The organism is Cellvibrio sp. PSBB023, from assembly GCF_002007605.1.
Classification (GTDB): Bacteria; Pseudomonadota; Gammaproteobacteria; order Pseudomonadales; family Cellvibrionaceae; genus Cellvibrio.
In genome coordinates, this window is record NZ_CP019799.1 from 3,680,168 (window position 1) to 3,693,110 (window position 12,943).

Genomic DNA, 12,943 nt, shown 5'->3' on the forward strand with positions numbered 1-12,943 from the left:
GGTATGGAACTGCTCTTTTGGTTGTCAACAATTCTGGTTTTTTATATCTATATCGGATACCCGATTTTATTGCGTTATCTACCCAAGCGCCCCATTGTTGAGGGAGTGGCGGCAAGTGGCCTGCCTAAAGTCACGATATTAATTCCTGCGTATAACGAAGCTGCTGTTATCGAAAAGACCATTGAAAACAAATTATCGCAAGATTACCCGGCGGATCTTATTCAAGTCATTGTTATATCGGATGAGTCAGAAGATGGAACCGATGAAATAGTACAGACGATTGCCGCAAAAGATTCGCGTGTAGGTCTTATCAGGCAAGTGCCACGCCAAGGAAAAACATCCGGTTTGAATTTGGCTATGCCGGAAGCTGTGGGCGAGATCGTTATCTTTTCAGATGCCAATAGCCACTACCAATCAAATGCCGTACGCCAGTTGGTAGATTGTTTTAATGATCCTGATGTCGGCTATGTTACCGGAAAGATGGTATACGTGAATGAAGAAGGAAATGTAATTGGCGATGGTTGCAGTGCTTATATGAAGTATGAAAACTATCTGCGCAGCCTTGAGGCCAAAGTATCTTCTGTGGTGGGTGTGGACGGAGGTATAGATGCTATACGAAAGTCACTCTATCAACCCATGAACGCAGATCAACTACCTGATTTTGTATTGCCGTTGAAAGTTGTCACTCAAGGTAAGCGCGTCATTTTCTGTGAAAACGCACTGCTGAATGAAGAGTCGCTTACGAATTCCCAGTCAGAGTTTCGCATGCGTGTACGTGTTTCACTGCGCGCCTATTGGGCCATGTGGGACATGAGGCACTTGTTCAATCCATTCAGCTATGGTCTCTTTTCGCTTCAAATAACATCCCATAAATTGCTGCGCTATTTAGCATTTATTCCATTGTTTTTGGCACTGGTTAGCAATGGGCTTATTACTGGCGAGGGATGGTTTTATCAATTGACCTTCGTATTGCAAATTTTATTTTATTCAGCTGCCGCATTTGTGTCGTTGAATGATGGTACGCGTAACCGTTGGTTGGGATTGGCAAATTATTTTTGTTTGATCAATGTCGCAGCTGCCATGGCGTTTATCAAATTTATCAAGCGTGAAAAAATTGTGATGTGGAAGCCACGGGTGGGTTAATGAAAGTAATCCATATTATTGATAGTGGTGGCTTATATGGTGCTGAGGCAATGCTGCTGGCGCTAGTGCATGAGCAAAAGAAAATTGATTTAGATATCGAAGTTGTTAGCATAGGAAAGGTAGGTGAGGATGAAAAACCTATAGAGACTGAGCTTCAGCTTATAGGTTGTAGATACTACCAATTCAGAATGAAGCCAAGGCCGAGTATAAAACAGAGCATAAGATTGATGAATTTGTGTGCATCTCATGGTGCAACTATTGTCCACTCACATGGATATAAAAGTAATATTATGATGGCCATGATCCCCTTTTTTCTAAGGCCATTCCCTGTTGTTTCAACATTACATGGATACACAAAGCATAAGTTTTTATCGAAAATGACGATTTATCAATTTGTTGATAAATTGGCGCTTAGATTTTTGGATGCAATTGTTTTAGTTAGCCCTGTTATGTCTGTGGGCTCATTTGGCATTAAAAAGAAAATGAAGGTTATTTTTAATGGAGTGCCTATGATTTCATCTGCTGAGACACCTAATAAAAAAGCGGATGACGTTTTTATTATTGGTACGATGGGTCGGTTATCAAAAGAAAAAAATTTTTCCTTTTTAGTAAGCTTAATGCCAAGAATTTTACATGACATACCTAATGCAAAGCTCATCATCCATGGCGAGGGTGAAATGCGAGCTGAACTCGAGGAATTGGTTGACGTATTGGGGTTGTGTGAGAATGTCTTTCTTCCAGGCTATACCCGGGATGCCAATCAATTTTTTGAAAGTATAGATGTATATGTCAATTCTTCTACTACAGAAGGAATGCCTATAACTTTGTTGGAGGCAATGCGTGCAAAATGCCTGGTGCTAGCCTCTAATATTCCTGCCAATAGTTTTCTACTTAAAAACAAATTTAAAGAATTTTTGTATGATTTAAATTCAGAGGCGTTTATAAGATCAATTATTCAGTTGAAAAATAAAAGCTTACAAGAAAAGAATTCTATAAAGAATCAATTGAATGATTTTTTTATTAAAGAATTTACAGCTAAAAAAATGGCAGAAAACTATAAAAAATTATATATGGAGTGTTTGTAATATGAGTCAGTTTAATCCAAAGGATGGTATATGGATTACGTGGGAGCGCCAGCCTAGAAATATTAGTATGGCAAAAATGCTAAATATTCAATTGCATGAGTTGATTGTTAATAGAAGTAGATTAATTAAGTATCCTATACTTTTAATTCGAACTGTTTTTCTTCTTATTAAGATACGACCAAAGTTTATCTTTGCCCAGAATCCTTCGATAGTGCTTTCATTTCTTTCCGTAATTATAGGAAAAATTTTCCCCGTTGTTGTAATTGTGGATGCGCATAATTCGGGAATTTATCCATTGGAAGGCAGGTCTTTCATTCTCAATTATATTGCAAAAAAAATCATCCAATTTGCACACGGGGTGATTGTAACAAATAAAAATATCGCCAACTATGTGAGTGATTGTGGTGGTATTGCGATTGTTTTTCCAGATCCGCTACCTCACTACCATTTTGCCAAAAGACCATCTATTAGTACTGATATTAATGTTTTTCTATTTATATGCACTTGGGCAGATGATGAGCCTTATTTTGAGGTGATTGACGCCTTCTCTGCATTAGGAGAGAACTTTCATCTTAGGGTTACTGGGAAATTTTCCAAAAGACTAACTAAAGAATATATTGACTCACTTCCAAAAAACATCAATTTACTTGGATTTATTTCAGAAGAGCAATATCAGCAAGAATTGGCTGCTGCTGATTTTACTATAGACTTGACGTTAAGAAGTAATTGTCTTGTTTGTGGTGCATATGAGTCCATAGCAATGGAGGTGCCTGCGATTGTAAGTGATACAATGCTTAATAGAGAGGTTTTCGATATGGGGTTTGCATATACGGAAAATTCATCTGAATCAATAAAAAATACAGTCATTGACTGTGTTTTTAGAAAGGTATTGTTAGGGCAAGATATAGTGGTGATGAAAAAAAATCATCTCGCTCGTATTGAGCAATATAGAAATAATTTGCTTGATGTGCTTAATGGATCTCTAGAAAAATGAAAAAAAATCTACGTTCATGGATGCGAAGCAGCGCCTTTGCGGCAAGAGTAGTTAAATATTTATCGCTTTGTCCATTTCCATGGAAAATTAAAAGAAAATTGATTGGATTGTATCTTCAAAGTGAGGGGCGCCGCCCTTGTCTGGAAGACACTATCAAAAAGTATGTAAAAATTATTCCTGTGCTACCTATAGTTGGATCTACAGTATTATCAAAAAGTGCAATTATCAAGGCTCACTCGACTCTTGAAAAAGGACTTATATTGGTGGGATTTGAGCACGAATTAGATAAATTACTATTTAATTCTGCTACTTCCGACTTATTGGAAAAATATGACATTCTTTTCATGCCAACATGGCAGCCTTTTTATAGTGAAGCACTATTGCGTGCATTAAAAGTTGCTAAAGATAATCTGATTTTATTGCCCTCTTCGGAAAGTTGTTACTATAAGGCACTTTGCTTGCCTAAGTTATTCAGGGCTTTGCCTTTTCATGCATCTAGTTGGATTAATGCTGACTTATATTATGCAAACAAAAAAAAGGATATTGATATCCTGATGGTTGCGAATTTCGCCACATATAAGCGTCATTATTTATTATTTGAGGCATTAGTTAATTTGCCAAAAGAGTTGAAGGTAATGCTTGTAGGTAGGCCTCTCGCAAACCGTACGGCGGATCATATTAGGCGTGAGGCAAGGCGGTATGGTGTTGAGGATCGTTTTGAGCTAGTAGAGTCCGCAACCAATGAAGCTGTTGTTGATTATTTATCCAGGGCCCGGTTGGTGCTTGGACTTAGTGGTCGAGAGGGGTCGTATGTGTCCCTTGCTGAAGCGTTGTTTGCTGATGCAGCAGTAGGCGTTTATGCTGATGCCCACATAGGTACGAAAAATTACATTAACCCTAGAACAGGTTTTCTCTTTCAATCTGATGTGCCTCTCTATTTACAGATAAAGGCGGCATTAGGGTTAGTTGACACCTTGACTCCTCGTCAGTGGGCCGAGGCTAATATATCGTCTACGATTAATGTCAGCAGACTTAATAGGCTATTGAGGCATGATGCGCAGAGGCGAGGAAGTTCTTGGGTTGTTGATAGCGACCCCTTTTTTATACAAAGTTTCCAGATCGAGCCAGATTCAGGTTATTGGAGTGAGGCAATCGTGGCAGAGGTGCTTCGATACGAAAAGGCTGGTTTATCGCTTCGTACACAATTATTAAAAATAAATACACGCAAGAATGAAGGTTCTTAATTGAAATATATATAAGGCTCCAGGGGAATCCGAGCTAATATGAACTTGATAGTTTTACGGAGTTTACCCATGAAAAAAGACATATTGAACTGCCCTCTTAGAATACTTTGCTTTGTTTGCTTGTCGACCATCTCGTGTGCCCTGTTTAGCCAAGAGCCTTTGATTGACAGTGTCGAAGGTAATCTAACGGAAGGCGCGGTGGTGACTCTAAAAGGGGGCAACTTTACCTATAAAATCAATCCAAAGCCTCTGCTTTTCTGGTCAGCGGATCAAGGTGAAAAACCTAGTATTTTGGGCAGAAAGCAGCAGTGGGATGGCGTTTTTACTGGCTCGATTGTCGATAAGGCAATAACAGACGTAATTGCGTCGGGCTCAAAAAAAGTGTTGAGGCATGATTACAGTACTGGGAGCGGGGCTCTTCTTGCAAAGGTGTCATTTGATTCTGACCGATTATATGTTTGGCGTAAAAGATATGATGATTTTGATCGTTTGAAGGATGTAGCTATCCGCACAAGATATAAAAGCTTGGAGAAATTGGGGGCTGCATCAACTGTTTCTGTGGGCATGTTGATGTCTACTGCCAATAAGGCGATTCAAGGCAAAGTGGTGCAGGCGGAAACTTCAGGTGCTACTGCAGGAACAGTTTATTACGCTAATAACTATGGCAACATTTTAGATAGAACATTAACGGCAAGTATTGGAACGGATGAGGTGATGTATTTTTATGCGGAGTCAGACAAGGATTTGAAAACTCCTTTGTTTAAGGCATTGATTGACGAGGGCAAAGGAATTTTTTACACGTTTAATCACAAAATATTCCGGATGTGGGGAAAGCATGGCAGTCAGATTAATAATACCTACATTAGTTTGGACTCTGATGGTGTTGCGGTGAGTGAGTACACCCAAGTCAAAACATTTTGGATGGGTAGTTGGGATAACAAGATAAACTCAGCAACCAAGCGTTGGGTTGTAGAAGAATTCCAATATCAGGCAGGAACGATTGATAAGGAGGACGGAATATTATTTTATTGGCAGGATCGGGTTAAAGCTTGGGAACAGCAGCGATTCCGGTTTACGACCTCAGCATACCCCAACAAATATAGTGATGTTTATCAAACGCAGGTTTCCAATGGCGCCCAGCCAGGATCGTTTGAATATTTTGATTCTCTTTATATAGATGACACATGGCATCGTGTATATATTTGCTCGGAGAGAACGTGGTTTGCCTGTACGCAACCAGAAGTAGTCATACCTGTTTCGTGGTCAGACAATGAAATTAAAGTCAATTTGAGGCTTGGTGCGCTGCATTCGCAGCCTAGATTCTATTTTTACGTTGTTAATGCCGACGGTAGCGTGAATTCTGTTGGTTTTTCATCATGCCCAAAGTGTCCTGAGCCCCCCTTTGCGGCGCAATAAGCAGTGCCTCATTCTTGGTAGCCTATTGCATGAATTTGCATAGCGCTACCAACTTTATTGCAGACGATTCTGCATTGATAAAGCGGCTTAAGTATCTAATAGATACCGGATTTTGATAAGATGCGCGCCTATTCGTGATTATCAAAGGATTAGGCAGCATGAGTTACATCCCCGGTCGTGTATCGGTCTTGATTCCTCTTTTTAATCGGGTTCAATACATCGAAAAAACCCTGCTTTCTGTGCTTGATCAGAATTACCCTGATATAGAGCTTATTGTTATCGATGATGGCTCGACAGATGGTGGTGATGTGATTGTGGCGAGGTTCGCAGAGCGAGGCTTGTTAACGCTATTGCGACATCCTGAGTGCGATAATAAGGGGCAGTCAGCCGCACTCAATTTGGGTTTATCGGTAGTCACAGGTGAATTCATTGCAATTCTGGACAGTGATGACCTCTATGTGCCTGGAAAAATTGCTAAACAGGTTGAGTATCTTAATGCGCATCCGAATGTTGGGCTTGTTTATGGAAACGGCAAGTGTATAAATGCTAAGGGTGATGTCATTTATGACATAAGTTATGACGCTCGGATTGAGCGTAGCGATCCAAATGATCTCTTATTAGACTGTTACTTTCTGCTTCCGCAAAACTCATTGGTACGCGCTTCTGTTTATCAACAAGCAGGCAACTTTGATGAGTCGCTACGCTCAGGTCAGGATCATGACATGCTCATCCGCTTGGCTGAGCAAACCAAAATTGCCCATCAATCAATAGACTCCTTTCGTTACCGCCGCCATGGCGACTCAATTAGTGCCAAGGGCACAGAAACTCGTTGGCGTTGTGGTCTGATTATTCTTGATAAGGCAGCAAAACGTTACCCCTATAAGCCTTCAACGCTGCGCAAACGTCGTGCGCTGGTAAACTTCCGCTTGGCGCATGCCCTCTATCAAAAGAAAGCTAATAGATTTGAAATGCTCTGGCGTTTGTTGGTTGCAGGTATATTGGATCCGCTGAGGTCACTGGCTGTATTGACGGGCAAAGAGAAGGTCAAATGAAAATATTGCTAGTCATAGACCGCTTGACCAACCCACATGCTGGTACAGAAGGGCAGTTTTTATTGCTAATTCATTTACTGCAAAAAGCAGGGTGTGAGTTGCGCGTATTAATATTGGCTAATAGCGAATGGTTAAATGCAAATCCATTACCATGCACTACGGTGATTATTGGCTCATCATCTATTAAATCCCCCGAACCTGGTGGCGAGCTTATGCGCAGGCGCGACAAGCCAAGGCTGATGGATTTCAATTAGCACATATCTTTTTTAATGACGCCTCTGTGGTGTGTCCGCCAATGTTTGCCCTTGTGGGTATTAAATCAATTATCTCCCGGCGTGACATGGGTTTTTGGTATAACCCTATGTATCGGTTGCTGCTCCCCTTTACTGGAAAGTTTGTATCCTGTGCGCTGAGTAATAGTCGTGCAGTCGCTGAGGTTACCGCCAACGTTGAGAAAATCCCCCAGGCTAAACTACGAGTAATCTATAACGGCTTCAATCGGACACTTTCGGCTAATGGTAAGGTGCAAGAACTTGAAGTGCTCAGATTATCTGGTGCTGCCATCTTTGGACTAGTTGCCAATATTCGTCCAATAAAACGCATGCAAGATGCAATTAGTGCTTTATCGCGTCTCGATTTTGGTTTCTACAACCCGCATCTGGTGATCATTGGTGCCGGTGATCCATCCGATTTACAGGTGCTTGCTAGTAATCTTGGTGTGAGTAATCGAGTACATTTTTTGGGTTCGCGTAGTGATATTCCAGACTGTTTACAGTATCTATCAGCTGGACTGCTCTGTTCTGAATCGGAAGGTTTTTCTAACGCAATAGTGGAATACCAATTTGCAGGGCTGCCCGTGATCTGTAGTCGAACGGGTGGAAACCCTGAAGCGGTTGCTCAGGATAAAACTGGTTGGTTATACGAAGTAGGTGATGTGGCTGAGTTGAGTCGCGCTATGGAGGCTGTGCTTGCTGAGCCGGAGTGTGCGCAGGCGATGGGTATTACTGCAAAAAACGAAGCGGAATCACGCTACACCATCGATGCAATGTTGGAACAGCATTTATTGCTATACCGTGAATTAATTGGAGTTAAATCATGAAGTCGGCTGTTATCGAGCTGGCGGGTAAATTAGGTGGTTATCAACTGGCGCGAGTGCTTACCCGCAAACAACCTAAAATATTAATGTATCACCGCTTTTCGACACAAAAGAAAGGTCACGCAGTAACAGTGGCAACATTTGAGCAACAGTTGCGGCTAATCAAACGTTATTTCCAGCCCATGACACTGGCGGCGCTGGCTCAAACCATTAAACAAACAGGCCGTACACCTGATAATGCAGTTGTCATTACAGTCGATGATGGTTACCGCGATTTTTATGAAGTGGCATATCCACTTTTGAAGCACTATCAGGTTCCCGCTACATTTTTTGTGACAACGGGTTTTGTGAATCAGGATCTATGGCTCTGGCCCGATCAGGTGCTGTGGTTATTACGCAATCGTACAAGCAGTTCTGGCAGTTTGATCGTTGGAGATAAAAGGTTTGACTTAGCCGAATCAGTAAAAGAATTATGGTGGCCTTTGGTGCTCCATTTACTGACGGTTGAAAACCACATTCGTCTGTCTGCAATTGCAGAGTTAGCTCGATGTTCAGAAGTATCACTTCCCTCCACAGCGCCTGATGAATTTTCTGCAGTGACTTGGGCGCAGTTAGAAGAAATGCAACAGCAGGGGATTGAAATTGGTGGGCATACGTTGTCCCATCCCTCGCTGGGTCATATGCCTGTTGCTGAGGCGCAAGTAGAAATTAACGGCAGTTTTGACGTATTGCGCCAGCACCTTGGCGATAGGCCTCGCACTTTTTGTTACCCCAATGGTCAGCCGGCAGATTATTCGGAAGAAATTAAAAAAGTTGTCTCCCAATCGGGATTCTTGGCTGCTGTTACTGCGTATTCGGATCAATTTAATACGAACATCCCGTGGGCATGGCGAAGATTTGTAGGGTCTGAAGCGTGGTTTCAATTTAATAAATCGCTATTTGGCGTTGAGCATTTGGGTAATATCTTGCGTAAAACTACTCGTTGTAATTATTGAGGTGAAAAATGTTAGCCAAGAGTAGTGGAAGTGATCTCAATTTAAAAGTTGCTTGTGTTTCCACTGCTACTTTTTTTTGGTTCCAGCTTTATCAGTTAGAGTTTTTTCTTCATTTTTCACAGCGGTTTACATTTATTGGCATGATGCGTCCGACGGTGATTATGTTTTTAATAATTACTGCGTTACTATTCTTTCAAAAGGATATTATTAAGAGCAGGTTGCGACATCCAATTTTTATCGCCTTTTCTGCCTTGGTAATATACTTAATTCTAAGTCTTCCATTGGTTACTTATCCCGGTAGTGTAATTAAAAAAAATGTAATGGTTTTTCTAAAGGCTATTGTTTTTTTGTATTACACCGCATTGATTCTTGATACCGATAAAAGAATAAAATGGGCTGTTTTTGTGTTTGTTGCCTGTCAGGTAATAAGGGTATTGGAGCCACTTTTTTTAAACATTACCACCGGGTACTGGGGAAGTTCTACATATATGGGTGACGGTGAGTTCGCCTCCAGATTGTCTGGCGCCCCCTCCGATTTGATAAATCCGAACGAGCTTGGCTTTGTTATAGCTACAGTGCTTCCCTTCCTCCATTTTTTTCTGCTCAAAGGTCGTTGGAATCTTAAAGTCCTCTATTTTATTTTATTGCCACTGATGCTTTACGCGTTAATTCTGACAATGTCTCGCGGTGCATTTCTTGCTCTGTTGGTCGTTGGATGGATAATCTTTAAAGAGAGTCGGCGAAAAGTAGTATTAATTGTATTGGGTATTTTTATTGTTATCGGCGGGCTATCGGTCATGAATGATATTCAACGAGACAGGTATCTATCTATTTTCTCTTCCGATGCTGCGCAATCAAAAAGCAGAGATGGACGAATTAACGGAATATTTAGAGAGTTTGAGTTGGGGTTACAGCGGCCAATATTTGGACATGGATTGGGTACAACACCAGAAGCAAAGTTTCATATATATGGCAAGACGCAAGCCAGTCATACGATGTACGGTGAGCTTTTAATTGAAATTGGTTTTATCGGAATGATTCTTTTCTTGCGCATGATCATTAACTTGAGGCGACAAATTACATTCTCATTGAGAGCGGAAAACGACGAGTTTTATGGAACCTTATTCAAGGTTATAAATATCGTTTTTTGGATGTTTGTAGTGTATAGCATTAACTATTGGGGATTGTCTCAATACTATTGGTATAACCTTGCAGGATTGACAATTGCTGCCGCAATGCTCTCTAAAACAACTTTAGTCAATGGTAAAAAATAATGAAGATATTGCTTGTGGCGCGGTGGCCTGTTGGTGGTATAAAAACATATTTCAGATATATATATGGATCTCCTGCTTTTTCAGATTGCGAGTTTACTCTATTGGCCCCAAACAGTGGTTTAGACGAGCTTGTTAATCATGATTTACCATCAGGTAGGATAAAGCTAATTGATGCCCCTACAAGCTTTTTAGCTTTCTTAAAATGTTTTCGAATGTGCGTGAAAAATAATGATTTTGATATTATTCATTCACACGGGTTTTCTGCTTCATTTTTTACCCAATTATCTTTAGGGGCGATAAAAAAACCACACCTCATGACTGCTCATGATGTTTTTTTGCCGAATACTTTTTCAGGTTTTAAGGGATGGATAAAGAGACAATTAATGTCTTGGGTTTTGAAAAAAGTAACTAAGGTTCTCTCTGTGTCGGAGGATGCTCGGAATAATATTTATGAATACTTTCCATCACTACCCTCTGGGCAAGTTATTAATATTACTAATGGTGTTGATACTGCTTTTTTTGCTACAGGCGTTGCACGGGATTTAAGAAAGGAATTGAACTGTGCTCCCAATAGGCCATTGATTGGTTTTTTTGGCCGATTCATGGCTCAGAAAGGGTTTCGTCAAATTATTGAAGCTATTGAGATTTTGTCCAAATCCACCCGTGTGGAAACAATGCCTCTGATTGTTACATTTGGATGGGGTGGATTCATTCGTGAGGATTTTGAGTTAATTGAGAAAAAAGGTCTCTCGGACTACTTTGTGCAGCTGCCAGGCACAAATAATATGCCAGCTGCGATTAAAGCTGTTGATTTAGTTTTAATGCCTTCTCGATGGGAGGCATGCCCACTACTGCCTATGGAGGTTTTGAGTGCGGGAACACCAATTATAGGTACTAACTGTATTGGCTTGCGTGAAGTTTTGCAGGGAACTCCTGCCACAGTGGTGCCCGTCAATGATGCTCTCGGTTTGGCTGATGCAATTGTGCAGTCATTGTCGAGCGGAGATAAGCAATTTATTGAATATCAAGATATTGCGGTCAAGCGTTTTAGTGCAGTAAAGCATGCTCAAGAATTACATGCCTTATATGTTGATTTGCTGAAGACTTCCATATCATGAAAAAGCGTCTTGCGTTAAATACGGCCTCAAATATTGCAACCCTGCTAATAAAATTAGCAATCACTTTTATAATGACTCCTATATTGATCAAAAATTTGGGAAATTATGATTATGGTATATGGGAGATGGTCGGCGCAATTGTTGGCTACATGGGGATGTTGGACTTGGGGGTGCGGCCTGCTGTAAGTAGATTTGCTGCAAGATTTATTGCATTGAAGGATCAGGAATCACTAAGTATTTTATATGCTACTTCATGGTTTTTTTTAATGGTAGTTGGTTTTTTTATATTTGCCCTGTTGCTTATATGGGGTATTTATTTCCCTGAAACCATTGCTGAAGATGGTGCGGATAGTTCGCGTTATACTCTGTTGCTAATAATCATTGGTGCGCAATTACTTATATCTTTTCCAGCGTATACCGCGGAAAGTTTTATGGAGTCGTATCAAGAATATTATTTAAAAAATAACATAACTATAATAAATTCCTTTATTGGGTTTGCAGTAATTTTTTATTATATAAAACCAGAAAATGCATTGGTGCTGTTGGCTTTGGTAAATACTATTGGGGTTTGCATTAAGTATATTTTCCTTGTTTGGTATTTGCAGTATCGCAGACCCTTTTTAAGGCTTAGACTTTCCTACTTTAAACTGGATCAATTAAAAACACTGCTGTCATTTAGTGTAAAGACTCTGATTCAAGGTGTTTCAACAAGGATAGAAAATGCAACGGATTCATTAGTTATTGGTTTTATTCTTGGCCCAGCAATGGTCCCCATATACAGTATTCCTGCCAATCTAATGAATCATATTCGGGGCATATCTATTACATTAACGCATGTTTTTATGCCATATCTTAGTGGTTTGAGTGCGCTTAATGATCAGAAGAAAATACAAGAAGTATATCTGGCCAGTAGTAAGATAATGGTATCTATGAGTCTTATTATGCTCATCGGTGCAGTGATGATGGGGGGCGAATTCCTTCATTTATGGGTTGGCAATCAAATTGCGAGTTCTGCAGAAAACCTTATTTATATAATTTCTGCATTTACTGTTTTGCCGTTATTAAACCCACTCTCTAGTAGGTATCTAACTGCTATAGATAAACATTTATTTCTTGCAAAATGGCAACCTGTAGTTGCGCTTTCAAATTTAATATTAAGTCTTATCTTGGTTTACCCGATGGGGATTTTTGGTGTTGCTCTCGGTTCTTTAATCCCGGCTTTAATTTTTCAGCCCATCTTGCTGTATGTTTGCTGCACACATTTGAATATTCCTCTGAGTAAATACGTTTTTCATGTGTTTGTACCTTGGATGATTCCCGCGATTGGAATGATAGGTCTCATATTTTATTTACAAAATATATTTGTTATTGATTCTTTCAAAACGTTTCTACTGATTGCGCTCTCTGGATCTTTGATGTTCATTGTGTTGGCGATATGCTTTTCGTTTAATACTAAAGAACGAGTGCAACTGATGTCACTGGTTAAAAAAAATCGTAACTAATTAAGGGTGATTTATGTGCGGTTA

The 12,943-nt window shown here is 40.2% G+C and carries 12 protein-coding genes; all 12 read left to right on the forward strand.

All coding sequences use genetic code 11. The features are described from left to right. Nucleotides 1–3 precede the first annotated feature (3 nt). On the forward strand, nucleotides 4–1,143 hold the full coding sequence (locus B0D95_RS15850) for a glycosyltransferase family 2 protein (RefSeq protein ID WP_078044803.1): 1,140 nt from the start codon (nucleotides 4–6) through the stop codon (nucleotides 1,141–1,143). Beyond that, a complete protein-coding gene (locus B0D95_RS15855; RefSeq protein ID WP_078044804.1) occupies nucleotides 1,143–2,228 on the forward strand; it encodes a glycosyltransferase in 1,086 nt (361 codons plus the stop codon). The genes B0D95_RS15850 and B0D95_RS15855 overlap by 1 nt, the downstream gene beginning before the upstream one ends. Nucleotide 2,229: 1 nt before the next feature. Continuing rightward, nucleotides 2,230–3,222, forward strand: coding sequence for a glycosyltransferase (locus B0D95_RS15860; protein WP_078044805.1), 993 nt, complete (start codon nucleotides 2,230–2,232; stop codon nucleotides 3,220–3,222). Continuing rightward, complete coding sequence (locus B0D95_RS15865; RefSeq protein WP_078044806.1) at nucleotides 3,219–4,466, forward strand: glycosyltransferase; 1,248 nt, start codon at nucleotides 3,219–3,221, stop codon at nucleotides 4,464–4,466. Before B0D95_RS15860 ends, B0D95_RS15865 begins: the two co-directional genes overlap by 4 nt. Nucleotides 4,467–4,535: 69 nt before the next feature. Then, a complete protein-coding gene (locus tag B0D95_RS15870; RefSeq protein WP_078044807.1) occupies nucleotides 4,536–5,882 on the forward strand; it encodes a hypothetical protein in 1,347 nt (448 codons plus the stop codon). Nucleotides 5,883–6,040: 158 nt separating this feature from the next. After that, nucleotides 6,041–6,934 carry a glycosyltransferase gene (locus tag B0D95_RS15875; RefSeq protein WP_078044808.1) on the forward strand — a complete coding sequence of 298 codons (894 nt, stop codon included), beginning with the start codon at nucleotides 6,041–6,043 and terminating at the stop codon, nucleotides 6,932–6,934. Next, nucleotides 6,931–7,188 (forward strand): hypothetical protein, encoded by a 258-nt coding sequence (locus tag B0D95_RS15880; protein ID WP_078044809.1) that lies wholly within the window; start codon nucleotides 6,931–6,933, stop codon nucleotides 7,186–7,188. Before B0D95_RS15875 ends, B0D95_RS15880 begins: the two co-directional genes overlap by 4 nt. 41 nt (nucleotides 7,189–7,229) lie before the next feature. Next, entirely contained in the window at nucleotides 7,230–8,033 is an 804-nt protein-coding gene (locus B0D95_RS15885) for a glycosyltransferase (protein ID WP_078044810.1), read from the forward strand. Next, on the forward strand, nucleotides 8,030–9,025 hold the full coding sequence (locus tag B0D95_RS15890) for a polysaccharide deacetylase family protein (protein ID WP_078044811.1): 996 nt from the start codon (nucleotides 8,030–8,032) through the stop codon (nucleotides 9,023–9,025). Before B0D95_RS15885 ends, B0D95_RS15890 begins: the two co-directional genes overlap by 4 nt. Before the next feature lie 8 nt (nucleotides 9,026–9,033). Next, a complete protein-coding gene (locus tag B0D95_RS15895) occupies nucleotides 9,034–10,299 on the forward strand; it encodes an O-antigen ligase family protein (protein ID WP_078044812.1) in 1,266 nt (421 codons plus the stop codon). After that, entirely contained in the window at nucleotides 10,299–11,417 is a 1,119-nt protein-coding gene (locus B0D95_RS15900; RefSeq protein WP_078044813.1) for a glycosyltransferase family 4 protein, read from the forward strand. The genes B0D95_RS15895 and B0D95_RS15900 overlap by 1 nt, the downstream gene beginning before the upstream one ends. Further along, nucleotides 11,414–12,919 carry an oligosaccharide flippase family protein gene (locus B0D95_RS15905; RefSeq protein ID WP_078044814.1) on the forward strand — a complete coding sequence of 502 codons (1,506 nt, stop codon included), beginning with the start codon at nucleotides 11,414–11,416 and terminating at the stop codon, nucleotides 12,917–12,919. Before B0D95_RS15900 ends, B0D95_RS15905 begins: the two co-directional genes overlap by 4 nt. The last annotated feature ends 24 nt before the right edge of the window (nucleotides 12,920–12,943 follow it).

Excerpts from the sequence above, each read along its gene's own strand:
- B0D95_RS15850 (WP_078044803.1), top strand. The coding sequence starts at position 4 with ATGGAACTGCTCTTTTGGTTGTCAACAATTCTGGTTTTTTATATCTAT.
- B0D95_RS15885 (WP_078044810.1), top strand. The coding sequence starts at position 7,230 with ATGTTTGCCCTTGTGGGTATTAAATCAATTATCTCCCGGCGTGACATG.
- B0D95_RS15880 (WP_078044809.1), top strand. The coding sequence starts at position 6,931 with ATGAAAATATTGCTAGTCATAGACCGCTTGACCAACCCACATGCTGGT.
- B0D95_RS15860 (WP_078044805.1), top strand. The coding sequence starts at position 2,230 with ATGAGTCAGTTTAATCCAAAGGATGGTATATGGATTACGTGGGAGCGC.
- B0D95_RS15865 (WP_078044806.1), top strand. The coding sequence starts at position 3,219 with ATGAAAAAAAATCTACGTTCATGGATGCGAAGCAGCGCCTTTGCGGCA.
- B0D95_RS15895 (WP_078044812.1), top strand. The coding sequence starts at position 9,034 with ATGTTAGCCAAGAGTAGTGGAAGTGATCTCAATTTAAAAGTTGCTTGT.
- B0D95_RS15905 (WP_078044814.1), top strand. The coding sequence starts at position 11,414 with ATGAAAAAGCGTCTTGCGTTAAATACGGCCTCAAATATTGCAACCCTG.
- B0D95_RS15900 (WP_078044813.1), top strand. The coding sequence starts at position 10,299 with ATGAAGATATTGCTTGTGGCGCGGTGGCCTGTTGGTGGTATAAAAACA.
- B0D95_RS15890 (WP_078044811.1), top strand. The coding sequence starts at position 8,030 with ATGAAGTCGGCTGTTATCGAGCTGGCGGGTAAATTAGGTGGTTATCAA.
- B0D95_RS15875 (WP_078044808.1), top strand. The coding sequence starts at position 6,041 with ATGAGTTACATCCCCGGTCGTGTATCGGTCTTGATTCCTCTTTTTAAT.
- B0D95_RS15855 (WP_078044804.1), top strand. The coding sequence starts at position 1,143 with ATGAAAGTAATCCATATTATTGATAGTGGTGGCTTATATGGTGCTGAG.
- B0D95_RS15870 (WP_078044807.1), top strand. The coding sequence starts at position 4,536 with ATGAAAAAAGACATATTGAACTGCCCTCTTAGAATACTTTGCTTTGTT.